The sequence below is a fragment of the Nocardia sp. NBC_01730 genome, assembly GCF_035920445.1.
Lineage (GTDB): Bacteria > Actinomycetota > Actinomycetes > Mycobacteriales > Mycobacteriaceae > Nocardia.
Map to the genome: position 1 here is coordinate 8357742 of NZ_CP109162.1, position 25920 is coordinate 8383661.

Annotated in this window: 23 protein-coding genes and 1 pseudogene; 9 read left to right on the plus strand and 15 right to left on the minus strand. The window is 67.5% G+C overall.

Going from position 1 to position 25920, the window contains the following annotated elements; all coding sequences use genetic code 11:
• Positions 1 to 282: 282 nt before the first annotated feature.
• A complete protein-coding gene (gene asnB / locus OHB12_RS34490; RefSeq protein ID WP_327114448.1) occupies positions 283 to 2226 on the minus strand; it encodes an asparagine synthase (glutamine-hydrolyzing) in 1944 nt (647 codons plus the stop codon).
• Positions 2227 to 2589: 363 nt separating this feature from the next.
• On the opposite strand from asnB, the gene ctaC reads away from it, so the two are divergent.
• Complete coding sequence (gene ctaC, locus OHB12_RS34495) at positions 2590 to 3681, plus strand: aa3-type cytochrome oxidase subunit II (protein ID WP_327121733.1); 1092 nt, start codon at positions 2590 to 2592, stop codon at positions 3679 to 3681.
• A 14-nt stretch (positions 3682 to 3695) separates the two neighbouring features.
• Positions 3696 to 4112, plus strand: coding sequence for a cytochrome c oxidase subunit 4 (locus OHB12_RS34500; RefSeq protein ID WP_327114450.1), 417 nt, complete (start codon positions 3696 to 3698; stop codon positions 4110 to 4112).
• 722 nt (positions 4113 to 4834) lie between these two features.
• Here the strand turns inward: OHB12_RS34500 and OHB12_RS34505 are convergent.
• On the minus strand, positions 4835 to 6112 hold the full coding sequence (locus OHB12_RS34505) for an FAD-binding oxidoreductase (RefSeq protein ID WP_327114452.1): 1278 nt from the start codon (positions 6110 to 6112) through the stop codon (positions 4835 to 4837).
• Positions 6113 to 6164: 52 nt separating this feature from the next.
• Positions 6165 to 6773 (minus strand): annotated as a pseudogene (locus OHB12_RS34510) (alkaline phosphatase D family protein); the annotation flags it as partial.
• 222 nt (positions 6774 to 6995) lie between these two features.
• Between OHB12_RS34510 and OHB12_RS34515 the strand changes: the two are divergent.
• Positions 6996 to 7259 (plus strand): hypothetical protein, encoded by a 264-nt coding sequence (locus OHB12_RS34515; protein ID WP_327114454.1) that lies wholly within the window; start codon positions 6996 to 6998, stop codon positions 7257 to 7259.
• Positions 7260 to 7524: 265 nt separating this feature from the next.
• On the opposite strand, the gene OHB12_RS34520 is transcribed toward OHB12_RS34515, so the two are convergent.
• The 10 genes from OHB12_RS34520 to OHB12_RS34565 all read right to left on the minus strand — a co-directional run bounded on the left by OHB12_RS34520 (position 7525) and on the right by OHB12_RS34565 (position 16920).
• A complete protein-coding gene (locus tag OHB12_RS34520; RefSeq protein ID WP_327114456.1) occupies positions 7525 to 8250 on the minus strand; it encodes a lysophospholipid acyltransferase family protein in 726 nt (241 codons plus the stop codon).
• A 168-nt stretch (positions 8251 to 8418) separates the two neighbouring features.
• A complete protein-coding gene (locus tag OHB12_RS34525; RefSeq protein ID WP_327114458.1) occupies positions 8419 to 9417 on the minus strand; it encodes an ROK family protein in 999 nt (332 codons plus the stop codon).
• 8 nt (positions 9418 to 9425) lie between these two features.
• On the minus strand, positions 9426 to 9839 hold the full coding sequence (locus OHB12_RS34530; protein ID WP_327114460.1) for a hypothetical protein: 414 nt from the start codon (positions 9837 to 9839) through the stop codon (positions 9426 to 9428).
• Complete coding sequence (locus OHB12_RS34535) at positions 9829 to 11139, minus strand: ArsA family ATPase (protein WP_327121735.1); 1311 nt, start codon at positions 11137 to 11139, stop codon at positions 9829 to 9831. Before OHB12_RS34535 ends, OHB12_RS34530 begins: the two co-directional genes overlap by 11 nt.
• Positions 11136 to 11573, minus strand: a complete 438-nt coding sequence (locus OHB12_RS34540) for an SRPBCC family protein (RefSeq protein WP_327114462.1) — start codon at positions 11571 to 11573, stop codon at positions 11136 to 11138. The genes OHB12_RS34535 and OHB12_RS34540 overlap by 4 nt, the downstream gene beginning before the upstream one ends.
• Before the next feature lie 38 nt (positions 11574 to 11611).
• Complete coding sequence (locus tag OHB12_RS34545) at positions 11612 to 11995, minus strand: polyketide cyclase / dehydrase and lipid transport (RefSeq protein ID WP_327114464.1); 384 nt, start codon at positions 11993 to 11995, stop codon at positions 11612 to 11614.
• A 29-nt stretch (positions 11996 to 12024) separates the two neighbouring features.
• Positions 12025 to 13152 (minus strand): glycosyltransferase family 4 protein, encoded by a 1128-nt coding sequence (locus OHB12_RS34550; RefSeq protein WP_327114466.1) that lies wholly within the window; start codon positions 13150 to 13152, stop codon positions 12025 to 12027.
• A gap of 609 nt (positions 13153 to 13761) precedes the next feature.
• Complete coding sequence (locus OHB12_RS34555) at positions 13762 to 14754, minus strand: hypothetical protein (RefSeq protein WP_327121737.1); 993 nt, start codon at positions 14752 to 14754, stop codon at positions 13762 to 13764.
• Positions 14755 to 15064: 310 nt separating this feature from the next.
• Complete coding sequence (locus OHB12_RS34560; protein ID WP_327114468.1) at positions 15065 to 16090, minus strand: NlpC/P60 family protein; 1026 nt, start codon at positions 16088 to 16090, stop codon at positions 15065 to 15067.
• A 257-nt stretch (positions 16091 to 16347) separates the two neighbouring features.
• Positions 16348 to 16920 carry a C40 family peptidase gene (locus OHB12_RS34565; protein ID WP_327114470.1) on the minus strand — a complete coding sequence of 191 codons (573 nt, stop codon included), beginning with the start codon at positions 16918 to 16920 and terminating at the stop codon, positions 16348 to 16350.
• A 593-nt stretch (positions 16921 to 17513) separates the two neighbouring features.
• Between OHB12_RS34565 and OHB12_RS34570 the strand changes: the two genes are divergently transcribed.
• Together OHB12_RS34570 and OHB12_RS34575 are read left to right on the plus strand one after the other, a co-directional pair.
• Positions 17514 to 19370 carry a DEDD exonuclease domain-containing protein gene (locus OHB12_RS34570; RefSeq protein WP_327114472.1) on the plus strand — a complete coding sequence of 619 codons (1857 nt, stop codon included), beginning with the start codon at positions 17514 to 17516 and terminating at the stop codon, positions 19368 to 19370.
• Positions 19371 to 19375: 5 nt separating this feature from the next.
• Positions 19376 to 19651: an Lrp/AsnC family transcriptional regulator gene (locus tag OHB12_RS34575; RefSeq protein WP_327114474.1), complete on the plus strand. Its 276-nt coding sequence runs from the start codon at positions 19376 to 19378 to the stop codon at positions 19649 to 19651.
• A 154-nt stretch (positions 19652 to 19805) separates the two neighbouring features.
• Here OHB12_RS34575 and trpD read toward each other — a convergent pair whose 3' ends face one another.
• Both trpD and OHB12_RS34585 read right to left on the minus strand, forming a co-directional pair.
• Positions 19806 to 20867, minus strand: coding sequence for an anthranilate phosphoribosyltransferase (trpD, locus tag OHB12_RS34580; RefSeq protein WP_327114476.1), 1062 nt, complete (start codon positions 20865 to 20867; stop codon positions 19806 to 19808).
• Positions 20868 to 20932: 65 nt separating this feature from the next.
• Positions 20933 to 21364, minus strand: coding sequence for a hypothetical protein (locus OHB12_RS34585; RefSeq protein WP_327114478.1), 432 nt, complete (start codon positions 21362 to 21364; stop codon positions 20933 to 20935).
• Between the two features lie 179 nt (positions 21365 to 21543).
• Between OHB12_RS34585 and ctaE the strand changes: the two genes are divergently transcribed.
• From ctaE to qcrB, 4 genes are all read left to right on the plus strand, one after another.
• Positions 21544 to 22155 (plus strand): aa3-type cytochrome oxidase subunit III, encoded by a 612-nt coding sequence (gene ctaE, locus OHB12_RS34590; RefSeq protein ID WP_327114480.1) that lies wholly within the window; start codon positions 21544 to 21546, stop codon positions 22153 to 22155.
• A 61-nt stretch (positions 22156 to 22216) separates the two neighbouring features.
• Complete coding sequence (qcrC, locus tag OHB12_RS34595) at positions 22217 to 23080, plus strand: cytochrome bc1 complex diheme cytochrome c subunit (RefSeq protein WP_327114482.1); 864 nt, start codon at positions 22217 to 22219, stop codon at positions 23078 to 23080.
• Positions 23081 to 23100: 20 nt separating this feature from the next.
• Positions 23101 to 24276 (plus strand): cytochrome bc1 complex Rieske iron-sulfur subunit, encoded by a 1176-nt coding sequence (gene qcrA / locus OHB12_RS34600; RefSeq protein ID WP_327121739.1) that lies wholly within the window; start codon positions 23101 to 23103, stop codon positions 24274 to 24276.
• Positions 24273 to 25892, plus strand: a complete 1620-nt coding sequence (qcrB, locus tag OHB12_RS34605) for a cytochrome bc1 complex cytochrome b subunit (protein ID WP_327114484.1) — start codon at positions 24273 to 24275, stop codon at positions 25890 to 25892. The genes qcrA and qcrB overlap by 4 nt, the downstream gene beginning before the upstream one ends.
• Positions 25893 to 25920 lie beyond the last annotated feature (28 nt).

Below are 25920 nucleotides of genomic sequence, written 5' to 3' on the forward strand. Positions count from 1 at the left end.
GTTGCGCCGGGGATCCTGGGGTTCCCCGCTGATGTCGGCGGGCCACCCCCCATGGCTCGAGGGTGCAGCAAGACCTGATGTGATCCCGGGTCACCTGACCGGTACGGCGCGCCACACAACTGCTGATTTCGCATGAAAACACGCAACTACTGATTTCGCATGAACATGGGTAACTCACCGGGCACACCCAAAACTCGAGCGGCACCCAACGCAGGACCTGAACGCGAATCCCCCGCCACCCGACCAGTACGGCCTAAAAACCCGGAGAGGCGGAACAGCCAGCTACAGCGAAATCGGGTATGCCGGCTCCTGGATCTCCGGCTTGATCCGGTCCTCGACGAAGATGCCGTGCCACACCATGAAGACCAGCAGCGTCCACAGCCTGCGGCTGTGATCGGAGGTACCGGCCCGGTGCGCGACGAGCATGTCGCTGATCGCGCTCTTGTTCAACAGGTGGTCGGTTTGGGATTCGGCGACCTGCTGCTGGGCCCAGTCGTAGAGCTCGGTGCCGCGCAGCCAGTGCCGCAGCGGGACCGGGAAGCCCAACTTTGCGCGATGCAGCACGTGCGGGGGCACGATGCCCTCCAGTGCTCGGCGCAGCGCGTACTTGGTGGTCTCCTTGGTGATCTTCTGGTCGAACGCCAGCCCCTCGGCCACCTTCAGCACCTCGGCGTCCAGGAACGGCACGCGCAGCTCCAGCGAGTTGGCCATGGTCATCTTGTCCGCCTTGACCAGGATGTCGCCGCGCAGCCAGGTGAACAGGTCCAGGTGTTGCATGCGCGTCACCGGATCCCAGCCGCGCGACTGGGCGTACAGCCGAGCGGTGACGTCCTGGTGGGTCCACTCGGGCCGGAATTCGCGCAGCACCGCACGCAACTGGGCGTCGTTGAAGCTGCGCGCGTTGCCGTAGTAGCGCTCCTCCAGGGTGAGCGAGCCGCGGTGCAGCAAGCTCTTGCCTCTGGTGCCCTCCGGAATGCGATCCGACAGTTTGCCCGCCAGTCTGCGCAGTCCGCCGGGCAACTTCTCGAAGGGCTTCAGCGACAAAGGTTCCCGGTAGATGGTGTATCCGCCGAACAACTCGTCGGCACCTTCGCCGGAGAGCACCACCTTGACGTGTTTGCGGGCCTCCTTGGCCACGAAGTACAGCGGCACCAGCGCTGGGTCGGCCACTGGATCGTCGAGGTACCAGACGATTTCGGGAATGGCCGCCGCGAACTCGGCGGGGGAGACCACCTTGACGACGTGGCGCGCGCCGATCGCCTCCGCGCTCTCCGCTGCCACGTCGACCTCGGAGTAGCCCTCGCGCTCGAATCCGGTGGTGAAGGTGATCAGCTTCGGGTTGTGCCGCATGGCGAGCGCGGCGACCGCGGTGGAGTCGATGCCGCCGGACAGGAACGAGCCGACCGTGACATCCGCGCGCATGTGCTTGGCCACGGAATCCTCGAGCGCCTCGGCGATCTCGCGGTAGCGCGCCGCGGCCGAGCCGGGGGCGAAGGGGCGTACCTGGAACTCGGGGCCGAAGTACCGGGTGATCGTGGGCGCCTGTCCCGGCCGCACGGTGGCGTAGCTGCCCGATTCGAGTCTGCGCACGTCCTTGTGCAGCGTTTCGGGCTCCGGCACATACTGCAGCACCGTGTAGTGCTCCAGCGCCCTCGGGTCGAGCGCGTCGCTCAGCTGCAGTGCGGGCAGCAGCTGCAGCAGGCTCTTCTTCTCGCTGCCGAACGCGGTGCCGCCCGGCCCGCTGGCCAGGAACAGCGGTTTGATGCCGAACGGGTCGCGGGCGAGGAACAGCTCCTCGGTCTCGGTGTCCCAGATCGCGAACGCGAACATGCCGCGCAGCCGCCGCACGGCTTCGGGACCCCAGTAGTGGAACGCCGCGACGATCGCCTCGCTGTCGCCCTCGGTCTGGAAGATCTTGCCGTCCGGAAACTCGTCGGCGTGCGCGGCGGCGATCTCCGTGCGTAGCTCCAGGTAGTTGTAGATCTCGCCGTTGAAGGTCAGCGCGTAGCGCTCGGGGTTCTCTGGCGGGCCCCAGCGAAGCGGCTGGTGCGAGTGTTCGATGTCGATGATCGACAGGCGGTTGAAGCCGACGATCAGGTGATCGTCATGCCAGGTGCCGCGCTCGTCCGGGCCCCGGTGGCGCACGCAGTGCAAGGCTTCGTAGACCTGCTCCACCGTGCCAGGTGCTGCCTCGTCAGATGTCAGGAACCCGAGCAGTCCACACACGGCGCCGGCAACCTCGTTTCTCGCAGTCGGTGTACGCGCTCACGGAGCGGAGCGCGGGGACGAAATCTCGTGTCCGAGTATGCCGCACACACCGGGTCCGCGCTTCGCGCACACGGCGTCCTGGGCGGATGCGCTGCTGACGGATATCCCGGCGTGATCGGCGGGGCGTCGAATCCGACCCGACGACGAAGGACCCGTTCGTTTGGTCTACGCTGCGTAGTACTCAGGTCTCTCTCAGGTGACCCGCGCGCGGACGTGCCGGCCCCGAGGGCGTCTTGAAGCGTGCTTAGGACGCATCGTCAGGGCCGATCGCAGCCCCGACGATGCACTGTCGAAATGTGTGGCGACCAGGAAGGCGTGAGCGTGGCGCACAAGGCGAGCGAAGAGATCGGGGCACGACCCGCCCGGGGTCGGCAGGGCCGCATCCTTCGGCGGGCCGGGCTGGCGGTGTCCTTGGGGATCACCGCGCTGCTCGTCTCGGGCTGCTCGATCGACAATGTCTGGCTGCGGTTCGGCTGGCCCTCGGGTGTTACGCCGCAGGCCGCCCGGATGCGGGAGCTGTGGACCTGGTCGGTCATTGCGGCGCTGGTGATGGGTGTGCTGGTTTGGGGCTTGACCTTCTGGACCGTCACTTTCCACCGCAAGAAGGCGGACTCGCCGGAATTCCCGCGGCAGACCGGCTACAACGTGCCGCTGGAGCTGACCTACACGGCGATCCCGTTCGTCATCATCGCGGTGCTGTTCTACTTCACCGTGGTGGTGCAGAACTACGTGCACGAAAAGGTGAACGACCCCGACGTCACCGTCGACGTGACCGCTTTCCAGTGGAACTGGAAGTTCGGCTACCGGGAGGTCGATTTCAAAGACGGTTACAAGTTCGACGGCATCGACACCACGCGCGAGACGTCGAACCAGGAGCAGCTCGAGGAGTACAAAGAGCGGACCGAGGACGGGCACCCGCAGCCGGGCCCGGTGCACGGCAAGCCGGAGAATGACATCCTGTCCTACCTGCACTACGACAAGGTCGAGACGATCGGCTCCAGCTCCGAGATTCCGGTCCTGGTGCTGCCGACCAACAAGGTCATCGAGTTCCAGCTCGCCGCGGCGGACGTTGTCCACGCGTTCTGGGTGCCGGAGTTCCTGTTCAAGCGCGACGTGATGCCGAACCCGAAGGAAAACCACTCCGACAACGTCTTCCAGATCACCAAGATCGAGAAGGAGGGCGCGTTCGTCGGCCGCTGTGCCGAGATGTGCGGCACGTTCCACTCGATGATGAACTTCGAGGTTCGTGCGGTCTCGCCGGAGAAGTTCACCAAGTACGTGGACGCGCGCAAGGCGGGTAAGACCAACGCCGAGGCGCTCGAGTCCATCGGTGAGTCTCCCGTCGCCACCACTACCACGCCGTTCAACACCAAGCGGGACATCAAGAGCGCGGCCGCGGCCGAGAGCAAGTGAGGAACTGATCTGATATGAAGATCGAAGCGCGGATTTTCGAACTGCTCACGGTGTTCTTCATCATCGTGGCGGTGGTCTACGGGTTCTTCACCGGCCAGTCGCGCACCGGCGTCGAGTGGGCGGGCACCACCGCCACCGTCCTGACCGCGGGTCTGTCGCTGATCATCGGTACGTACTTCCGATTCGTCGCACGGCGTCTCGACCTGCGCCCGGAGGACTACGAGGACGCCGAGATCGTGGACGGCGCCGGCGACCTCGGCTTCTTCTCGCCTGGCAGCTTCTGGCCCATCACGCTGGCCGGCGCCGGTGCGGTGACCGCCCTCGGCCTGGCGTTCTTCCAGTTCTGGCTGATCGGCATCGGTGTCGTCTGCATCCTGGCCGCCGCGGCGGGCCTGGTTTTCGAGTACTACCTCGGCCCCGAGAAGCACTGAGCTGGGCTGTACCGCCTCCCCCGACTATTCAGGCCGTACTAGTTGGGTGGCGGGGGATTTGCGTTCAGGTCCTGCGCGAGTGCCGCTCGAGTTCTGGGCGTACCCGGTGAGTTACCCATGTTCTTGCGAAACCAGTCGTCATGTTCGTGAAGACGGGCCCCGAGTCGAATGACTCGGGGCCCGTGTGGGTTACCAGAATGTTGCCGATATCGCAAAACTCCGTAGGGGTGGCGAGTCTTTCGAGCACGCGTTCGTGGGCGCGGCTGGCGTCCGAGCGGTCGATGCGTCAGTGACGATGTCGCTGGTGATGGTCGCGGTCTTGACTACTTGTCGGTGGTGAACGCCGACGGTGGGTTACGGCTCTATCGGGGACCACGTCGGCTTCACTGCTGTTTTCGAGTGATACGAGATCGATCGAGCGTTGCCTGTTCGCGGCGCGGCTCGCACCGGAGTGGGCACCGCGTTCGGGACGAAGTTGTCGGTGACGATTCCGGTCGCTGACTACTTGTCGGTGGCGAACGGCTAGTGCCGCGGCTGGACATACCAACGCAACCACACCAGCCCAACCCTGGTTCCGAGCGCAGCGAGATCGAGCATTGCCTGTTCTCGGCCCGGCTTGCGTCCGAGTGGCCGCCGCGTCCGCGACGAAGTCGCCAGCGGCGGTCGCTCGGACGCAAGCCATAAAGGGGCCGCGAACACCCAGCGCCGCAGGCGCTGGCAAACTAATCAGCCTCGTAACGCAGCGCGTTCTCCGAGCGGCAGATCTCGTCGATGCCGGAAACGATGTCGCGCAGCAGTTCCGAGGGCACCGCGGCAGGCCGCAACCGGCAGGCGAATGTGATGAGTCCGTGGTCCTGGCGGGAGAGGCCGCGCGCGGCCGATTCCGAGCGCAGGTAGCGTGAACGCACGCCGTAGGTCATCGCCGAGATCACGGTGAAGCAGCCGGTGCGCTCACGGTGTCCCGCGAACAGATCGTGCAGGCGGTAGAACACCGACGTATAGCTCGACAGCGGCGCGAAAACGCCCACCCGGTAGGCCGGTCCACGCTCCGACGAGCTGAGCGCCGTGTCGGCCAGATATTCGGCGTCGCGCAGAGTCTGCACCTTCGGCGCGAACAGCACCGCGCCTGCGGCGGCATTGCGGACCGGCATGCCCGCCTTGCCGCCCGCGGCGGAGGCGATGACGCCCAGCGATTTCCGGGCCCGGGACCCGACCTCACGCCGGGCCCGCAGCGATCTGGTGGGCGAGGTGGGGTGCAGGCTCGACCATTGGCCGAAGCGCACGGTGCCCAGCTGCACGTGGCCGGTGCCGACCGGGCGCGCCACCTTCAGCGGGGCGGTGTCGACCCAGCGGCCGACCTGCAGTGCGGATGTGCCCGGTCGTGTGATTTCGGCGTAGGCGTGCTCGACGAACGAGTCGAAGTCGAGGAACCGGTCGGCGTTGGTGGTCAGCCAGGTGTGGTCCTTGTCGATGTCGATCGCGTCCAAGGTGAGCGCGGTGATGATGCCCGCGCGCCCGCCCGCGCCGAGGATGCGCTGGAACCGCTCGGTGTGGTGGGTGCGGCCGCAGGTGCCGATGCGGCCGTCGTTGTCCACGTACTCCAGATCGACGATCTGGTCGATGAACAGGCCGTATTTGTGCGAGGCCGCGCTGACGCCGCCGACCGAGGCGAAACCGCCCGCGGTGATGTCGCGGTGGTCGCCGACGATGGGCAGGCCGAGCCCGTGCGCTCCGAGCCTCCGGTCGATGTCCGAAAGCTTGGCGCCTGCCTGCACCCGGACGGTGCGTCGGCCGAGGTTGATGTCCAGCACCTGGTCCATCTGGCGCAGCGAGACCACGGTCGGCTGGGCGGGCAGCGTGAGGCCCTCGTCGGTCAGCTCGCCGCCGCGCACCATCAATTGTTCCGTTCGCCCGCGTGAATCCCGAACCGTGCGAACGACATCGGCGGTATCACGGGGGAGGAATTCTTCGGCGTTGGAGACAATCTGCGGCGTGCTCATGGCACGAAAGCTAACCACAGCGGGGCGCGCGACGCTCACCCGAATCCCGGTGCTACCGGGACGCGGGCGCAAGGCGCTTGCTGAACAGCACGGATCCGCTCGCATCGCACAGATCGACGGTCAGTTCCTTTGACTTCCCGTCGATCCGCACCTCGCCGAAATGTTGGAAGGCATCCAGCGGCGAGCTGTTCTGCGCAGGCGGCGCGTGCACGAACACCGCCTCCGGGCCGAATGTGTCGTCCAGCGGATTCGGGCCGCCTGCGCCCGCGTTGAGCGGACCGGAGACGAACTCCCAGAACTCGTCGAAGCCGGTAAACGCCGCTCGGCCCGGCGAATAGTGGTGCGCCGCCGTGTAGTGCACGTCCGCGGTGAGCCATACCACGTTGGCGACCTTGTTCGCCGCGAGCGACGAGAGCAACTGGGCGATCTCGTTTTCCCGGCCCGACGGTGCGCCGGGGTCGCCGTTGGCGGGACCTTCGTACGCGACGGCGTTCGGCTGTTCGCCGTCCTTGACAACCAGGCCGAGCGGCAGGTCATTGGCAATGATCTTCCAGGTGGCTCGGGACTCGCGCAGGCCGTCGATCAGCCATTTCGTCTGCGCCGCGCCGAAAATGTGACCGTTCGATCCGTTGTCGGCGTCGTTGGTGTCGTTGTAAGTGCGCTGTTACTCGCGCTGTCGCGCACCGCCGAGGCAGCCGGGCCACGATCGCGATCGACGCCGGGGCGAGGGCGCGTGCCGAGTCTACGGCGCCCGGGTAGGCGTGGTGCGCTGGTCCTTGGAATACTCGATCGCGCAGGGCCTTTCGGATCGGTCGGCGCTGGACTCTGTCGAGTCGCGAGGGCACCGAATCCGCCGACTCTCGACTGCAAGGGGAGGGTTGGCGTGCGGCCGTTCGGTGTAGGCCGGGCCTTGTTGGTAGCGGTGCTCGTCGCGGGGACGAGCCTGTGGGGATTCTTCAGCGCCGGCCTCGCCTTGCCGGGTTCCGAGCGGGCCGGGCCTTTGGTGGCGGTGGGTGCGGTGATTCCGCTGCTGGTCATCGCTGCGGTAGGCGGTCGGCGTCCTGGTCGTGAGCTGCGCTCGCACCCGAAGATCTACGTCCAACTGGGCTTGCTCGAGGCCGTGAAAATTTCGCTGTTCCTGGCCTAGATTTTCGCCAAGCCGCTCGGGGAGATCGCCAGTCGGGCACTGGTCGCCTGGGGAACGCTGTTCGTCTTCCTCGGGATCTACGGTTTCGCGGCTACCCGGTTGAATTCGGTTCCCAAGGGGAAGGTCGGTGCGGTGGTGTTCGCGGCCTTCACGGCGATCGTGTTTCCCGTCGTAGCTTTCCTGCTTGCGTAGCGCGTCGGCCGAGGCCGGATATGGAAAATTGCGCCGAGCCCCGAGACCGGGTGGTCTCGGGGCGAGGGCCGGATCAGCTCGCGGCGGTGTCCGGGATGCGCGTGGCCTCGGGGCGGCTGCCGCTCGGCACGCCCTTCTTCAGGCTTGCGGCGTAGACGTCGACGTACTCCTGGCCGCCGAGCCGCATCAGGTCGTACATGACTTCGTCGGTGACGGCGCGCTCGACGAAGCGGTTGCCGCCCATGCCCTCGTAGCGGGAAAAGTCTATGGGCGCACCGAACTTGACGGTCACCTTGCGGCGGCGCCAGCGGAACGGTCCGGGCGGGCTGACCTCGTCGGTGCCGATGACAGCGACCGGGATCACCGGGACACCCGTCTCGAGAGCGAGACGGGCCAGCCCGGTCTTGCCTTTGTACAGGCGACCGTCAGGGGAGCGGGTGCCCTCCGGGTAGAGACCGACCAGGCGGCCCTCATCGAGCAGCTTGCGGGCCGCGTTGAGCGCGTCCTCGGCGGCGTCGGCGCTGCTGCGGTCGATCGGATACTGACCAGATGCGCTGAAGAAGAACTTCTGGAGCCGGCCCTTGATGCCCGGCGTCTTGAAGTATTCGGCCTTCGCCAGGTAGTTGATCCGCCGTGGGCTCACCAGCGGCGCGAACAGCCAGTCGGCGAAGGAGAGGTGATTGCCCGCCATGATTGCCGGCCCGTCCGCCGGAATGTTCTCGACACCCTCGACCGTAGGTCGGTTGTAGAGATGAATGAATGGTCCCAGCAGCACGAACTTCAGCAGCCAGTAGAACATGACGTCCTTCCCCCGGGACCGGGATAGTAGCGGGCACCTATGTCAAGTGCCGACTTTACCGCTGGTGTCAGATCACATCCAACCGCTGCGGCGAATCTCACCACACTTCCGCCGAGACGCAGAGGAATGGCTACGGTCGGCGTGTCGCCGCAGGCCACCAATGCCTTATCAACGACTGGTTCGCGCCACCCGTGAGGATTTCCGGCTGCCTACGGGCAACGCCGCCCTGGCCAGGTCGGCAGCGCCGATCATGCTCGCCGCCTCGCCGAGCTGCGTGGTCCGAATCCGGGCCAGCGGCCGATGTCCCGCGCCGGTGACCGCACGCGCGTAGTCCTCTCGCGCCTCGTCGAGGAACAGCGGCGCCGAACTGCTGACGCCGCCCGCGATGACTACGAGATCCGGATCGAAGATGTCGCTGACGAAGGCGAGCCCCAGCCCGAGCCATCGCGCGAAGTCGGCCAACACCCGCAGTGCGAGCGGGTCGCCGTCCTGCGCGGCGCCCGCGACCCGCCGTCCGGTCAGTGAGCCGGGATCGCGCATCACGTCCGTGGCGAGTACCGAGCGCACCGCATCGGTGGCCAGCATCTCGATCGCGGTGTCGGCCAGAGCCGTTCCGCTGCAGTACCGCTCCCAGCATCCGTGTTTGCCGCAGGGGCAGGCCCGTCCCTGCGGTACGACCTGCAGATGGCCGAGTTCCGGTGCGACGCCGTGCGTGCCCCGGTACAGCTGGCCGTCGATGAGCAGGGCGGCGCCGATGCCGGTGCCGATCGCGATGAGCACCACGTTGTGCCCGCCCGCCGCGGCGCCGAACCGGTACTCGGCCCACACGGCGGCGTTGGCATCGTGCTCCAAGATCACAGGCAGCTCGAGACGCTCGGTGAGCCGCTGCGCGACCGGGGCATTCTGCCAGGGCAGGTGCGGGGCGAATCGGACGGACGAGCGTTCGCTGTTGATGAACCCGGCGACGGCCAGTCCGACCGCGCCGATCGGGTGCCTGCGGCACAGTTCGCGGACGGCGCGGTCGAGTGCATCCTCCAGCGCCCGCGCGGAATGTGGGGTCGGCGCCTGGACAGTATCGAGCACCTCGCCGCCGCCATCGATCACAGAGGCGCGAATGTTGGTGCCGCCGACGTCGATTCCGACGGTCAGCGATCGCGTGCCGGTCATATTGTGCGTCATACCTTGGTCGTCACGGGGATGTCGACGTAACGGGAACGGGTGGCGCCGTCTGCGTTCGCGCGTGTGCCGCGCCGGTGCTGCGTACCGTTTTCCGGGTCGGCGCCGGTTGGCATCACCGGTTCGACCGGGACCCCGGCCAGCGCCTCGCGCAGTACGGTGACGATCGCGGTGCCGTGCTCGGCGACCGCTGCGAGCATCTCGTGATGCTCGCCGCGCACCAGCGCCGCGGCCGCGCACACCGGGCACCAACTGCAATTCGACCATTCGACCTGTCCGTCGGCGGCGCGCCGAAGCACCGGCTCGACCCGCTCCAGCAACGCCTCGGCCAGCAGCTTCAGTTCCGCCACGAATTCGGCGGCGCCTTCCGGCGCGGTCGCGTCGCCCTCCGGCGAGTGTGCGTCACCGGTCATGCCTGTGACCTTCGGAAGCGTGCGACCAGACCTGAGGGTCGGGCCGGAACCGGATCACCAGGTATCCGCCGTCCAGCTCCGCGCCGTCGACCGCACACCGCCGCAACACCGGCGCCAGGCGCACCCGGCGCCGGACACCGTCCGCTCCCACGATCAAATCGTCCTCCACTCGGCCAAGGCGCAGTGTCGTGGCGTCGACCACCGGCAGGTGCATGTGCAGGGCGTACACCGACTGCAACCCGGCGCCCGATTCCCACCGAACCACCGGTTTGCCGGCGCCCACGTCGACCTCCGTTTGATTGTCGTTCAGCATAAGCGCTGCGTCGCCGACGTTTTTCGTCGAGTCCACCGCGTATGACAGCGCAGCCAGCGAACTCAGCCCGATCGGCTCCGGTCCGGTGTGCTGTGCGATCACTACCGGGATGCCCAGCATCTTGCGCCGCAATTCGGCGATCACGTCCAGCTGTTCGCGGCGCCGGTTCAGATACCAGTGCACCGCAGGATTCTCGGCCTCGACCGGATCCGCGGGCGGCGCGGAGTCGGGGAGCACCTTGTTCACCACCACGGCATCCAGCCGCAGGCCGAGCAGCGCCGCGGCGGAACGCACCCGCTCGGACTCCGCCACCGCGACCCGCTCGGCAACCGTGATCAGCCGCGCACCGGTGCGCCGATGGTCGGCAAGCAGATCGCGAACCTCGGTGACCGCCTTGACAATTCGTTCGACCGTGGCCGCGAGCACGGCGCGGCGCAAATCGGTGCCTATCGCGCTCATCGCCCGCGCCTGCGGTGGCCAGATCCGCTCGACATAGCCCAGCAGGGTTTCCGGCGCGGCGATGATGCGCAGCATGTCCGCCGACGGCGGGCAGTCGACGACGATCAGATCCCAGTGGTGCTCCGCGGCGAACTCGGCGATCTCGACCAGCATCAGCAGGTCCTGCACACCAGGCAGCCCGGTGAGCTCAGCCGGGTCCAGCGCGGCGATATCGATGCCGTGACCGTGCCCGTGACCGGTCGAGATCAACCGCACCACCTCGCGGAACCGGTCCTCGAGCAACGCGAGCGAATCCACCTCGATCACGTCCAGACCGGGCAGCACGGTCGCGACGCCGGCCACCGTGCCCGGATCGTGCGGGAAGCGGGAGCCGAGCGCGTCGCCCAGCGAATGCGCCTGATCAAGCGAGGCGACCAGCACGCGGCGGCCCGACCTGGCCTCGGACATGGCGGTGGCACACGCCAGCGTGGTCTTGCCGACCCCACCCTTGCCGATGAACAGCTCGACCCGGGTCTCCCGCGCGGTCAGCCTTCGACCCGTTTCTTCAGTTCCTTCAGCGCGGTATCAGTGATCACCTTCTCGGCTTTGCGCTTGAACATGCCGATCATCGGGATGTTCAGATCGACGGTCAGTGTGTAGACGACTTCCGTGCCGCCGTCAGGCCGATCGATCAGCTCGTATGTCCCGTTCTGTGCCTTCTGCAGCTCGCCGCTGAGCAATGTCCAGCTGACCGCCTTCTGGTCGGCGCGCCAGACATAGGACAGGACATAACTGTCCTTGACCACCCCGGCGTCCAGCACGAACCGCGCGGTCTTGGCCCGGCCGTCCGGCCCCTTCTCCAGCACTTCGACGGATTTCGCCGCCGATACCCACCCGGGGTAGGACTCCAGGTCGGCGATGACGGACATCACCTGCTGCGACGGGGCCTCGATGATGATCGACCTCTGGGTCCTGTCGGCCATGCGGACAGCGATTCCTTTCAGCGTCGGTGCTGGGGGCGTCACGAGATCCGCGCGGGTGGGACACCCGCCGGACGGCCTGCCTCCAGCCGGGACTTCAGTTCGAACGACATCGCCTTGCCCGCGACCCGCCGCGCCCGGTTGGCCGCGGCGAGCTTGCCCTCCGGCAGTGCGGGCTCCGGGTCGGCGTGCAGGAAGTAGTGCAGGATCACCCCGTCCAGCGAGGGCTCCAGCCACACCTCCATGCTTCCGGTCAGCGCGCCGGTCAGTGACCAGCGGATTCCCTTGTCGCCTCGGTCTTCCCGGACCTTCAAGGTCAGATCCGGCCACCAGCGGCGCCAATTGTCCGGCCCCGCCAGCAGGTCGGCGACGGCGGCCCCCGGCGCGGCGACGAAAGTCTGATCTGCGACCTGGATACTGCTCACTCCGCTGAGCGTAATGGATCCGACGCGGATCACCGCAGCAGCTGTCGCAGGCGCGCGCCCAGGCTGTCCCAGCGCCACTGCTGCTCGACGAACGCGCGGCCCGCCGTGCCCATGCGGGCGGCGGCATCCCGATCGGAGAGGATCTCCACCAGCGCGTCGGCGATCTGCTGCACCGAGCGACCGTCCACCACACGACCGGTCTTACCCTCGATGACGGTTTCCGGTGCACCGCCGGAATTGCCCGCCACCACCGGAACTCCGGACGCGGACGCCTCCAGATAGACGATGCCCAAACCCTCGACGTCCAGACCCGCGCCCCTGGTCCGGCACGGCATCGCGAAGACATCAGCGAGGGTGTGATGCGCGGCCAGTTCACCGGACGGAACGCGGCCGGTGAACACCACATCGTCGGTGACGCCCGCGGCGATCGCCAGCGTGCGCAGCTTCTCCTCGAAGGGACCGCCGCCCGCGATCACCAGCACCGAGCCCTTCACCCGCTCACGGATGTCGCGCATTGCGAGAATCAGCGCGTCCTGACCCTTGCGGGGCACCAGCCGGGACAGGCACAGGATCGTCGGGCGGTCGTCCAGGCCGTAACGGGCGCGCAGTTCCGCGCGCGCCGCCAGGTCAGGACGGAACACCTCGGAGTCCACGCCGGGCGGCAGATACTCCAGCGCCGCGTTCGGCCCGAACGCGGAGGCGAACCGTCGACGGGTGTAGCGACTGACGTAGGTGACAACGTCGGTGTGCTCGCCGATGGCGCGCAATGCCTGCCTCGCGCCGGGCAGCATCGACCAGCCGACCTCATGGCCATGCGTGCTGGCCAGGATGCGCTCGGCCCCCGCACGGCGCAGCGCAGGCGACATCAACGCGAGCGGCGCCGCAGCGCCGAACCAGACCGTGTCGCACTGCTCGCTGCGCAGCAGACGCGCGGCGCGGCGAAGCACGAGCGGAGTCGGCAGCATCAGCGTGGTGGGGTGGCGGACCACCTGGAACTTCTGCTTGGCGTCGAACTTCAGATGACTGTCGCCGCGCCAGCGCGGGGCGTAGACCACCAGGTCGTCGGGCGGCAACTCCCCGGCCAACGCCTGCAGGTAGGACTGGATACCGCCCGGCCGCGGCGGGAAATCATTGGTAACCAGCAGAGTTCGGGCCATGCGCAACAAAATACTGTGTTTGATTTGCCGCGCCTGCGGCGCGGCGTGTTCGCGGCCCCCTCATGGCTCGCGTCCGAGCGACCGACGTGGCGACTTCGTCGCGGACGCGTCGGCCACTCGGACGCGAGCCGGGCCGCGAACGGGCAATGCTCGCGGTCTCGCTTCGCTCGGAACCGGGGGTGGACTGATGGGTTGCGTTGGGCGGGACGCGCGAGTGGATGTGTGCCGCTGTAAGTCGACGACCTCTTTGGTGAGCAGGGCCGCGGATGGTGCTCGTAAGCGTCTCGCACCTCGACGGGATGGAGAACGCAGCGGACCAATGGTGTTTCGGGCAGCGCGGCGGGCATGCTTGCTGACGGTGTTCGGTGGCTGCGGGATGGCCGGTTCTGGTGGGTTTGGCGCGGCTGCGGCTTCCCGATTTCGGGTGTGGAGGCAGGGGAGTCGTGACTGCGTCGCGCGCTTCGGCCGCTCGGACGCAAGGCCTCAGGTCGGCGGCGTCGGCGACTCTCTCGTAGTCGGCGCGACTGCTGCGATGCCAGGTCGTGAACGCGCACCCCCGACCGGCTGGCGTGCGGTGAGCGGGCGGTTGGTTTTCGGGCGGGCGGCGGGTCAGGCTGTTCGGGCTTGGAGCCAGGAGCGCCAGTCGGTGATGAAGTCGGTGCGGGTGGTGCCGAGGACTTCGCGCAGGATGCGGTCTTCGGTGGTGGTGTCCTGCTTGGCCGCGGCGATCCGGTGGTAGAGCTGGACCAGGTGGGGCTGGTCGTACTTTTCAGCGACGAAGGCACAGACGGACCAGGCCTTTTCGTAGGTGAAGGCGGCGTCGGGGCCGGAGAATTCGGCGTCGGCCGGGAGGTCCTGCGGAAGGTCGCGAGCGCTGGCGTGTGCGGTGACGGTGGGAGCGATGTCCGCGAGGCGATGACCCCGGCCGTGGTGGGCGGTGTAGTCGGCGAAGCCCTCCAGCATCCACAGGGGTGCGCCGTCGACGGTCTGGGCGCGGGCCGCGATGTGGGTGAGTTCATGGCGCAACAGGGTCGCGAGACCCTCGGGGTCCAGACGGCGGCCCGTGTCGGGGCCGAAGACGACGCGTTGGCCGGTGGGGCGGGTACCCGGCGCGATCGGGTCGGCGACCGACGCGGCGGCGACCTCGGAGGGCAAGAGGCTGCCCGCGCGAGCCAAGGCGGCGAATTCCGAGGGAGAGGATGCGACGACCACCAGCGCGGACTGTGCCCAGTCCTGGCCCCATACGTCGGTGACCGCAGTGGTGGCGGCGGCGAGTTCACGCTCCAGGATGTCGATTTCGATCCGTTGGGCCGGATGGCCGACGATCAGGGACTGCTGTCCGTCGCCGGTCGGCACCGGGCGGGCGACAATCGGTCCGAACGGTTCGACGATGCGGCGGACCTCGGCAAGCCGCGGATCAGCGGCCGCGACCTGCCCGACAGTGTCGGTCGTAGCCGGTTGCACCGCCCGCAGTTTCGGCAGCACCGAGTTCGGCAGCATGAGCAGTGCGACGCAGACCACGGTCAGCAGCACCACCATCCCGACGGTGAGACAGAATTCGAGTCGCCGCCGCGCCGACCACCAGTCGCGCAGCCGCCGCATGCCGCTCACGACTTGCTGTGTGCTGCGCCGCGTCGACTGCCCGGCTCGCCCACGACTGCGCCTCGCTGACGCTCGGCTCCGTCGTGACCGAGCGATGCTCGGCTGTGCCCATGGTTCACTCGCTGACGCTCGCTCACGACTGCGCCTCGCTGACGCTCGGCTCCGTCGTGACCGAGCGATGCTCGGCTGTGCCCATGGTTCACTCGCTGACGCTCGCTCACGACTGCGCCTCGCTGACGCTCGGCTCCGTCGTGACCGAGCGATGCTCGGCTGTGCCCATGGTTCACTCGCTGACGCTCGCTCACGACGTCTAGTATCGCCGAGCCGAATGGAACGGTGTCGAGCTCATGGGCGCTACGGCGACCGGGACGCCGAAGGTGGAGGCGTGCAGCATGAGCCCGTTGCCCGCGTAGATGCCGACGTGCGAGATGTCGGAGTAGAAGAACACGACGTCGCCGGGCTGCAGATCCTTCTCGGCGACGGGTGTGCCGTAAGCGGCCTGCTGTGAGCTGGTGCGCGGCACGTTCTTGCCGACCTGTTTGAACGCCCATTGGACGAGGCCGGAACAGTCGAACTGGCTCGGACCAGTGGCGCCCCAGACGTAAGGGTCGCCGACGCGGGTGAGCCCGGCGGCCAGCGCGCTGGTGCCGCTGCCAGGGACGAGGCCCTGCAGCAACGTGTCGCGGTCGAAGCCGGGCGGGAACGGTGAGCCGGCCAGCGCGGACTTGTCCTTGGTGGACAGTGCGCCCCACGCCTGCACCACCTGGGCGATGGCGCCGCCCAGCTCGCTGCGCGTGCGTTCCAGATCGATGCGCACCGCGTCGGCCTTCTCGGCGGCCGCGTGGGCGGCGTCGGCGGCGGACCTGGCGGTTGTCTCGGCCGCGTTGGCGGCGTCGGTGGCCTTCTTGTAATGGTCGAGCTGCTCGGCGGTTTGCGCGGACAGCACATCCAGCGTGGACATCTGGTCGAGCAGCTGTTGCGGGGAGTCACTGACCAGCACCGCGAACAGCCGGTTGGTGCGCGCGCCTTGATAGGCGGCGATCGCCGTGCGGTCGATGACAGGCTGGTACCTGCGTACCTCGTCGCGGGCGCGGTTGACCATGTCGGTGCTGGAGTCGAGCTTGGCGTCGGCGTCGCGCTGGACGGCGAGCTTCGCGTCGAGGTCGGCCTGCGCGCCGAGGGCCTGCTGGTTGAGCTGCTCGGATTGGTGCGACAAATCGATCATCTGCTGGACGGCGTCGGTGGCCGTGGCGGGTAGTGCGACCGGATCGGCTCCGGCGGGACTGCCACCGTAGAGGGCGGTGGCCAGGGCCCCGGCCGTCAGGGTGCCTGCCACCAGACGTTTCGTGCGATGTCTCCGGTGATATTCAGCCACAGCCCGCGGTGCCCTGTTCTCTCGGAAGCGATCTCTCGTGAAACCGACGCAGATGCCTACGTCGATGCCGGAGGTTTGCGATGCGCGACCCCGGGGTATTCGAGGGAAGGTCTCGGTTAGATTACGGACCGGCGTAGGTCGATGTCCAGTAGAGAACGAAACGATCACGGGCCCGTCCCGGCGCTCGGGCCGCTACGCATGGCCTGAGCGGCGGTTTCTCAGTAACGCCTGGCGCCGGCTACTGGCATCGAGGAGATCGGCGCGACCTGCACGGGCGTTCCGGAGGTGGATGCGTGCACGATGTTGCCGTCACCGGCGTACAGGCCGGAGTGGCCGCCACCGTAGAACGAGATCACGTCGCCCAGCTGCAGGTCGTTCAGCGATACCGGGGCACCGGAGGCGAGCTGCGCGCCACTGGTGCGCGGCAGCTCCATGCCCGCCTGTCGGTAGGACCACTGCACCAGGCCGGAGCAGTCGAACGCGTCCGGGCCCGCGGCACCGTAGACGTACGGGGCGCCGACCTTGCTCATCGCGGCGTCGAGGGCGGCCTCGCCGGCCGTCCGCACGGGGGCGAAGAACGGGAGCGGAGCCGGAGCGGGCAGCTGAAGGCCCGGGATACCCTGGGGAATCTGGATCTCGTTCGGGATCTCGACGGTTCCCACGCCGGGGATGGTCACCGGCTGGGCCGACGCAGGGGCGGCGGGCAAGAGGAACGCGCCGATGGTGGCAGCGCCGACGGCTCCGACGGCAACGGCACGGTGAGCCTGTCGCTTGACGGCGTTGGTCGTCATGATGCGGTACTCCCAATCTGCCTCACGACGCCGCACCCGGTGGTGCTGCGGACTTCGTCGGTGCCGCACCGATCGGTGCGGCGGACTCCGTGAGGTCTCGAAAAGATTACGAACTCATCACGGTGATTTGTAAAGCCATCGGAATCCGAAATGCAGACTTCCGCATGATTTCGCGGCTATTTGGTGTGAGATATGTCCCAGCAATCACGAAAAGATAACGACGGTGCGATATCGGAAAGTGGTCGCGCCGCCACTCCGGTGGGCGCCCGGCGGGGCGGGCGGCTCGTCGATGTCACGCCATGGGATATTTGCCCAGGTAATCGCCTTGTATTCAGTGGCTGCGGCGGGGTGGTTGCTTGCTCGGGTGCCAGTGAGTTGCCACCGGCTTCCGCGGTGGGGGAGGCGTGCACGTGCACAGTCGGACGCACCCATATGTCTGATACATATTTGTCTACAATGTGATCTGCATCACTTTGCAGTATCTCTAGATCATTTGGCGGGTAACTGAGCGAAATCACCATGGAGTAATTCGACATTTCATGGTGTCCATCACGTGCCCGTTTCTGTCGTACCAGGGCTCTACGCTGCACGCCGTGTCCGACCCCGCGCCGCGCAAGGCCATCGCACAGCAGTTGGCCTTCGACGATCTCGACACACCCCTCTACGACACCACCTTCGTGATCGTGGACCTGGAGACCACGGGGACCAGTCCCGGCACCGATGGCATCACCGAGATCGGAGCGGTAAAGGTGCGCGGTGGCCAGGTGCTCGGCGAGTTCGCGACGCTGGTCAACCCGGGACGCGAGATTCCGCCCGCGGTCGTGCACGTCACGGGTATCACCACCGCGATGGTCTACGCCGCGCCCAGGATCGAGGCAATCCTCCCAGGCTTCCTGGAGTTCGCCGCCGGAGCCGTACTCGTCGCACACAACGCGCGGTTCGATATGGCGTTCCTGCGCGCCGCCGCGGCTCGGTGCGACACTTCCTGGCCCGTCGCGCAGGTGTTGTGCACGGTGAAGCTGGCCCGGCGAGTGCTCGGCCGCGACGAGGCGCCCTCGGTGCGGCTGAGTTCGTTGGCCAGGTTGCTCGGCGCCACCACTCAGCCGACCCACCGTGCCTTGGACGATGCCCGCGCGACCGTCGACGTGCTGCACGCGCTGATCGGCCGCGTCGGCAACCAGGGTGTGCACAGCCTCACCGAGCTGCTCGACTATCTTCCCGGCGTCACGCCCCGGCAGCGTTCCAAACGCTTCCTCGCCGCCGATCTCCCCGCGGCGCCTGGTGTGTACCTGTTCCGCGGACCTTCCGACGAAGTCCTCTACATAGGGACGGCGGTGAACCTGCGCCGCCGCGTCCGCAACTACTTCACCGGTTCGGAGGCCAGGGGCCGGATGAAAGAGATGGTGTCGCTGGCGAGCCGGGTCGACCACGTTGTGTGCGCGCATGCGCTCGAGGCTGGGGTGCGGGAGCTGCGACTGTTGGTCGCGCACACCCCGCCGTACAACCGGAGGTCGAAGTTTCCGAAGCGGGCGTGGTGGCTGACCCTGACCGACGAGCCCTTCCCGCGGTTCTCGGTGGTCCGGGACCCCAACCGGGATGCGCTGGGGCCGTTCAACTCTCGTAACGACGCCATGAATCTCGGGGTGATCGTCGCCGAGTTCACCGGTCTGCGCACCTGCACGACGCGGCTGTCTCGGCGCGGGGTCCACGACTGCCCGCCCGCGGTCGTCGGCGGGTGCCCGGCGGGCTCGGAGGGAAGGCGGCTCGATACGGCGGAATACGCTCCCGCCGCCGCGGCGGTGCGCGCGTTGTTCGCCGGGCGCTCCGACGCACCGCTGCGGGCTGTCCTCGATCGCCTCGAAAGCCATTCGCACGCGGAACATTTCGAGGCCGCAGCACGCTTGCGCGACCGCGCCGTCACGGTGGTGCGCGCGCTGCACCGCACCCAGCGGCTCGCCGCGGTGGCGCGCGTCGCCGAGCTGATCGCGGCGCATCCGGACGGCAACGGCGGTTGGGAGTTCGCGGTCATCCGCTACGGGCGCCTTGCCGGTTCCGGTACCGCACCGCGTGGCGTCCCGCCGATGCCGATCGTGGAACAGATGGTCGCCGCCGCCGAAACCATCATTCCCGCAGGTGGTTTCGTCACTGTCGAGCTCGACGATACGTCCGCTCACTGCGCCACGCGGTCTTCCGCGAGAACCGCCAGCCTCGAGCAGGTCTCGGTGCCCGGCGCACCCGTGGATGCTCCTCCGCTGCGCGGCGCCGCACCGGAAGAAGTGGCCTTGGTCGTGCGCTGGCTGACGCGGCCGGGGGTGCGGATCGTGCGCACCACCGAGGGGTACCGCGAGGAGATGTACAGCGCGGCGCGGTGGCTGGGCTGGGCGGCGCTGGCCGACGCGGCGGCGCGCGCCCAGCCCAGCGAGCAGGCCTACCTCGACCGCTTAGGCTGAGCACCATGATTACCGCGATCGTCTTGATTCACGCCGACAACGGCCGCATCCCCGAGACCGCGCAGGCGGTCGCGGACACCGAGGGCGTCACCGAGGTCTACTCGTGCGCGGGTGACGTGGACCTGATCGCGATGGTGCGGGTGCGCGACCACGAGCAGATCGCCGAGGTGGTGACCGGTCGGATCGACAAGACCCCCGGCGTTTTGCGCACCACGACCCACATCGCGTTCAAGTCGTACTCGCGTGCCGAAGTGGAGGCGGGTTTCTCGCTCGGCGAGTAGTTCCCCGGCGACTCGTTGTCGACCCGCACGTCTCGGCCGGAACAAGGCGTGCTGATCCGGCGCGAATATGCCGATGATATCGCGAAGCTTTCAGGCGAGTCGTACCCGTGGACGCCGCCGGCGAGACACCGATGCGCGAGGGAGGGGAGGGGCCTCAGCTATCGCCGAGCGTCTGCGTCAGCTTCGCCCAGCGGTCGAGCAGGGCGGCCGACTTGCCGGTGTCGATCGCCTCGGCGGCGCATTCCATCCCTGCGGCGAGCACGGCGTGCAGGTCCGCCTCGTCGGTGCCGGCGCCGCGGGACCAGTCGTAGGCCACGATCGCGGCGGCCGAGTTCAGCAACACGGCATCGCGGACCGCGCCGCTGCGGCCTGCGAGCACGTCGCGGGCGACGCCCGCGTTCACCGCGGCGTCGCCGCCGCGCAGCGCGTCCAGGTCGACGCGGGGGATACCGATGCGGGTGGGGTCGATGGTCGTCTCGCGGATCTGTCCGCCGGACACGACCCACGCGGTGGTGGTGTCGGAGGTGGTGATCTCGTCCAACCCGTCGTTGCCGCGGACCACCAGCGCGCTCGCGCCGCGTTCGGCGAACACGCCCGCGATCACCGGGAGCAGGTCGGCGAACGCGCAGCCGACCAGCCCGGCCCGCGGCTGCGCCGGGTTGGTGAGTGGCCCGAGCACGTTGAACACGGTGGGGATCCCGATCTGGCTGCGCGCCGCGCCGGCGAATCGCAGGGCGGGATGGAACACCGGCGCGAAACAGAACCCGATGCCGACCTCGCGCACGCAGCGCGCTACCGCCTCCGGTCCGAGCGCGAGTCGCACACCCAGTGCCTCCAGCACGTCGGCGCCGCCACTCTTGGACGACGCAGCTCGGTTGCCGTGTTTGACCACGGGAATCCCGGCAGAGGCGACGACGATCGAGGACATCGTGGAGATGTTCACCGAGCCGGAGCGGTCGCCACCGGTCCCGACGATGTCGACCGCGTCGCCCTCGATGTGCACCAGGCGGGCGTGGTCGAGCATGCCCGAGGCCAGGCCGGTCAGCTCCGTCGGCGTCGGGCCCTTGATCTTCATGGCGACGCCGAACGCGGCGATCTGTGCGGTGGTGGCGTTGTCGGACATGATCTCGTTCATCGCCCACGCCGTGTCGTCCGCGGCCAGGTCGCCACCGTCGGCGAGGGTTCCGAGCACCTGGGGCCAGCTGCGCACGCTCATTCCACTTCTCCCGTCACACTGGTTCGCGCACCAGTTTGTCGGGAAGCAGCCTAATCCGCGACCGGTTATGGGCGGGGATTTGGTTGCAGGGCGTCCCAGCCGTCGGCGCTCCCGTCGTGACGTTGCGCGAGACCGGCCATACGCGAGCGCTCCTGCGAGCAGTGCAGCGCGTCGAGCAGTTGGACCCGCTGCAGGATCAGCGTCTCGAGTTCGTCGGTGCGCGGACCCCTGACCTGCGGCGCGGGCGCGTATCCGTCCTGGGCGGCGATCACGCAGACGGTCTCGACGTGCCGGGGCGGGATGCGCAGATGGTGCCGCAGCACCGCAGGTGCGTTCGGTGTCAGTGTGGTGGCCCGCTCCAGCGCCGCCGAACACGCCTCCGCATCGTCGAAACTGGACGCCACCACCACCAGATCGGCCCGGCTCGGGTCCAGCGTGGCTCGCTTGCCTCGCCCGAACATCCGCCGCCACGGTCGCGGTGTCACATCTGCCTCCATCTCAGCTTTTCCTTACCCTCGCCTGCCATGCTGGCGGTGCGTCCGTCCGGACCCACGATCCCGGCGATGCACGCCGATACCTGGTCGAGAGCCTGTCTGTCCGTGTGTTTTCCGACCGGGAGCGTCCAGTTTCGCACCCGGCTACTCCTGTCGTACTACGACGAGTCATACTTACCCCCGTGACGACCGCAGTAGGGACCCCAGGATCGGCCATTACCCAGCGTGTGCACTCGCTGAACCGGCCCAACATGGTCAGCGTCGGTACCATCATCTGGCTGTCCAGCGAGCTGATGTTCTTCGCAGGCCTGTTCGCGATGTACTTTGTCGCGCGCGCGCAGGCGCACGGAAACTGGCCGCCGGAACCGACCGAGCTGAACCTGAAGCTCGCCGTGCCGGTCACGGCCGTGCTGGTCGCGTCGTCCTTCACCTGCCAGATGGGCGTGTTCGCCGCGGAGCGGGGCGACGTGTTCGGCCTGCGTCGCTGGTATGTCATCACGCTGATCATGGGCGCGTTCTTCGTCGGCGGCCAAGGCTACGAGTACACGAACCTGGTCCACGAGGGCACCTCGATCGCGAGCAGTGCCTACGGCTCGGTGTTCTACATCACCACCGGCTTCCACGGTCTGCACGTCATCGGTGGTTTGATCGCATTCGTGTTCCTGCTGGTCCGCACCAAGGTCAGTAAGTTCACCCCTGCGCAGGCCACCGCGGCGATCGTCGTCTCGTACTACTGGCACTTCGTCGACATCGTGTGGATCGGGCTGTTCGCCACGATCTACTTCGTCCGCTGAGCCGGGCGAGACCCAACAAGCTTTCGCACAAGTCGGTTCCGTCTACTCTAAAGGGACACAGATGAGTTCATCTCCCCCGTCAACGCCAGAGCCCGCGAGCCCCGGGCACGGCGAGGCCAGCAAGACGCGCAGGCAGCGCCGCGTTCGCCGTCGCATCGCGGGCGGGCTTGCGTTGCTGGTGGGCCTCGTCGGAGCAGGCTTCCTGGCATCGGCGCTGACGCCGGACCCACAGCGCGCGACCGCGAACGAGGACCAGTCCGCGCTGATCCGCGAGGGCCAGCAGCTCTACGACACCTCTTGCATCACCTGCCACGGCGCGAACCTGCAGGGTGTGGCGGACCGCGGTCCCAGCTTGATCGGCGTCGGCGAGGCGGCCGTCTACTTCCAGGTGTCCTCCGGACGCATGCCGATGGCCCGCAACGAGGCCCAGGCGCAGCGCAAGCCACCGAAGTTCGACGCGCACCAGACCGATGCGCTGAGCGCGTACGTGGCGGCCAACGGCGGCGGCCCGACCGTCATCCGCGACACGAACGGTGAGATCGCGCAGGAATCGCTGCGTGGCCCGGATGTCGCCCGTGGTTCCGAGCTGTTCCGGATGAACTGCGCGTCCTGCCACAACTTCACCGGCCGCGGCGGTGCGCTGTCCTCCGGTAAATTCGCGCCGCCGCTCGAGCCTGCCAGCGAGCAGCAGATCTACGCCGCGATGCTCACCGGTCCGCAGAACATGCCGAAGTTCTCCGACCGTCAGCTGAGCCCGGAGGAGAAGCGCGACATCGTCGCCTACGTCAAGAACGCGACCGAGGAGCACAGCCCGGGCGGCTGGGATCTCGGCGGCTTCGGTCCCGCGACCGAGGGGCTTGCCATCTGGGTGGTCGGCATCACGCTCGTCGTCGGCGCCGCGATGTGGATCGGATCGAGGTCATGAGCGAGAAGGAGCGAGACGACATGGGTCGGCCGGACGAGGGGCACGACGCTGAGCCGTCGAACAAACAGTCGGCGCACACCACCCCGGCGGAGCCGACCGAGGCGGAACTGGACGCGATGTCGCGCGACGAGCTGGTCAAGCTCGGTACCGAGCGCGACGGTGTAGACGTCGCCTACCGGCGAGAGCGCTTCCCGGTCCCGGGCACCCGTGCGGAGAAGCGCGCCGAGCGTGCGGTGAGCTTCTGGTTCGCCGTATCCGGTATCGCGGCGGCCGTGCTGGTCGGCGTGTTCCTGTTCTGGCCGTGGGAGTTCAAGGGCAAGGAAGAAGAGGGCCACGGGCTCTACTCCCTGTTCACCCCGCTGGTCGGCCTCAGCTTCGGTATCTCGGTGCTGGTCATCGGCGTCGCGGTGGTGCTGATCCGCAAGCTGTTCATCCCGGCGGAGCTGTCCATCCAGGACCGGCATGACGGTCCATCGCCCGAGGTCGAGCGGCGGACCCTGGTCGCCGAGCTGCAGGACGCGCTGGACACCTCTACCCTCGGCCGCCGCAAGATGATCACCCGCACCGCGGGCGCCGGCGTCGGCGTGCTGGGCGTCGGCGCGCTGCTGGTGTTCGTCGGCGGCATGATCAAGAACCCGTGGGCCAAGGGTGACAAGTCGCCGCTGTGGGTCTCGGGCTGGACCCCGGACTACCCGGGCGAGACCGTCTTCATCCGCCGCGACACCGGTCGCCCGGAGGATATCGTGCTGGTGCGTCCCGAGGATCTGGACGCGGGCGCCATGGAGACGGTGTTCCCCTGGAAGGAGAAGTGGCGCGGCGACGAGCACGCGACTCTGCAGTCGCTGCGCGGTATCCGCAATGCCGTCATGCTGATTCGCCTGCGCACCGAAGACGCGCAGAAAGCGATCAAGCGCAAAGGGCAGGAGAGCTTCAACTACGGCGATTACTTCGCCTACTCGAAGATCTGCACCCACCTCGGTTGCCCGACCTCGCTGTTCGAGCAGCAGACCAACAAGATCCTCTGCCCCTGCCACCAGTCGCAGTTCTCGGCGACCGAATGGGGTAAGCCGGTCTTCGGTCCCGCCGCTCGCGCACTGCCGCAGCTGCCGATCACCGTCAACGCTGAGGGCTTCCTGGTCGCCAACGGCGACTTCATCGAGCCGCTCGGCCCCGCCTACTGGGAGCGTCGCTCATGAGTCCTTCTGTGGCAGCCCAAGCCAACGAGGCGGACGAACGGTATATCGCCGCCGCGTTTCTGAAGCGGTCGATCAACAAGGTCTTCCCGACCCATTGGTCGTTCCTGCTCGGTGAGATCGCGCTCTACAGCTTCATCATCTTGTTGCTGTCGGGTGTGTATCTGACCTTGTTCTTCGATCCCTCGATGAGCGAAGTGGTCTACAACGGGGCATACCAGCCGTTGCGCGGTGTGACCATGTCGCGGGCGTACGAGACCGCGCTGGACATCACCTTCGAGGTGCGTGGTGGTTTGTTCGTCCGCCAGGTCCACCACTGGGCCGCACTGCTGTTCGCGGCGTCGATCATCATCCATCTGTTCCGTATCTTCTTCACCGGCGCGTTCCGCAAGCCGCGGGAGGCGAACTGGGTGATCGGGTCGCTGCTGTTGATCTTGGCGATGTTCGAGGGGTTCTTCGGCTACTCGCTGCCCGACGACCTGCTCTCGGGTACCGGTCTGCGCGCGGCGTTCGGCGGTATCACGATGAGCATCCCGATCATCGGTACCTGGATGCACTGGCTGATCTTCGGCGGTGACTTCCCCGGCGAGATCATCATCCCGCGCCTCTACATCGCGCATGTGCTGCTGTTCCCCGGCATCATCCTGGCGTTGATCGCCGCGCATGTGGCGCTGGTGTGGTACCAGAAGCACACCCAGTTCCCCGGACCAGGCCGTACCGAGAACAATGTGGTCGGCGCCCGTATCGTGCCGGTGTTCGCCGCCGATCAGGGTGCGTTCTTCGCCTTCACCCTCGGAATCGTCGGCATCATGGGCGGGGTGTTCCAGATCAACCCGATCTGGAACCTGGGCCCGTACAACCCGTCGCAGGTGTCGGCGGGGTCGCAGCCGGACTTCTACATGATGTGGACCGACGGTCTGGCGCGTCTGATGCCGCCATGGGAGCTGTATCTGGGTCGCTACACGGTGCCCGCCGTATTTTGGGTCGCGTTGATCATGGGTTTGGTGTTCACCGTGTTGATCGCGTACCCGTGGATCGAGAAGCGGCTCACCGGCGACACCAGCGCGCACCACAACCTGCTGCAGCGTCCCCGCGATGTGCCGGTGCGCACCGCGATCGGCGCTATGTCCATCGCGTTCTACGTGGTACTCACGCTGTCGTGTGTCAACGACATTGTCGCGCTGAAGTTCGACATCTCGCTGAACGCGACCACTTGGATCGGCCGCATCGGCCTGCTGATCGCGCCGCCGATCGCGTACTTCCTCACCTACCGGTTCTGCATCGGTCTGCAGCGCAGTGACCGTGCGGTGCTCGAGCACGGCATCGAGACCGGCGTGATCAAGCGTCTTCCGCACGGCGAGTACATCGAGGTGCACCAACCGCTGGGCCCGGTCGACGAGCACGGCCATCCGATTCCGCTGGAGTATCAAGGCGCTCCGGTGCCGAAGAAGATGAGCAAGTTGGGTTCCGCGGGCAAGCCGGGCACCGGCAGCTTCTTGCGGGCGGACCCGTGGCAGGAGAGCGAGAAGCATTTCGAGATCGAACACGAGGAAGAGCACAGGCAGCTGAAGGTGCTGCAGAAGGCTCAGGAGAAGGCGAACGGCAAACACAGCCACTGACCCCCGCCTCCGCATGACGGCCCCGAGT